Origin of the sequence: Catenibacterium sp. UBA627, from assembly GCF_002299355.1 — a bacterium.
In the GTDB taxonomy this organism is placed as follows: Bacteria; Bacillota_I; Bacilli_A; order Erysipelotrichales; family Coprobacillaceae; genus Catenibacterium; species Catenibacterium mitsuoka.
Map to the genome: position 1 here is coordinate 1 of NZ_DBPF01000114.1, position 987 is coordinate 987.

Consider the following 987-nt stretch of genomic DNA (forward strand, 5'->3'; position numbering starts at 1 on the left):
TGTGGATCGTTGTTCCTATACTGAATACAGCAAAACATTTTATGTACCTGAATATGAACTATACGTTACTTATTCTAGTCAGGTAATTGATGATTATTATGATTCAGCTATTAAATCCAAGCGTGGTGCAAAAGAATTATTAAATATGATGCTAGAGGTTCATGAGAAAAAGAATGAGTATTATGAAAATCGTTCTAAAATATATTGGTTTGGTGAACCTTTTCAATCAGATGGAAGAATAGTGTCATTGCAAGATTATGATTATGTACTGGAATTATCTGGTAAAAAGCATAAGTATATGATAGAAAACGAGATAGATGTTGATAGGCTCACAATTGATGACAAAGTAGTATATGAACGAAATAATCCCGAATCAAGCTATTATAATTACACTCCATCAGAACCTAAGAATTATTACCCAAGTATTGAATTACCTGGGTCTTCTAATACATATAATGATGGCTATAATTCAGCAATAGATGATGGTGATTATGATCATGATAGGTATCGTAATGATTCTTCTTATAGACAAGGTGTAGATGATGGGTTTGATGAAGTAGATGAAGATTATTGATAGGAGATGATTAATGTGGAAAAAGAATGGCTTATGACTCTAGATGTAGCATATGAGAGATTGAATCGTGCAATTTATAATCATAGTGCATGTCCTGAAACAGCACATATACTATATCTCTATCTTGATGATGAAAAGAGGGAAATTACTATACCACCTAAAGAACTTGCGAAAGAACTTATGAAAGCAGATAAGAATCACTTAATGGATAATGATATATTCAACTTTATTGATAAAGCACTACGTGATGGATATTATTCTATAAAAGATCCAGGGGCTTCATATTATTTAGGTTGTTTATATTATTTTGAAAGATTTAATAATGTGAATTATGAAAAGGCATTTAACTATTTTTCAAAAGAAAAACATATAGGATCTTCAACTGTACTATTAGGTGAATGTTATTTCTATGG

Annotated in this window: 2 protein-coding genes; both read left to right on the forward strand. The window is 30.4% G+C overall.

Annotation, left to right across the window (positions count from 1 at the left end):
• Window positions 1–574, forward strand: a 574-nt coding sequence (locus B2S90_RS07405) for a hypothetical protein (RefSeq protein WP_286696800.1), incomplete at its 5' end; no start/stop codon positions are given.
• A gap of 15 nt (window positions 575–589) precedes the next feature.
• A partial coding sequence (locus B2S90_RS07410; RefSeq protein ID WP_286696801.1) for a hypothetical protein occupies window positions 590–987 on the forward strand: 398 nt, incomplete at its 3' end.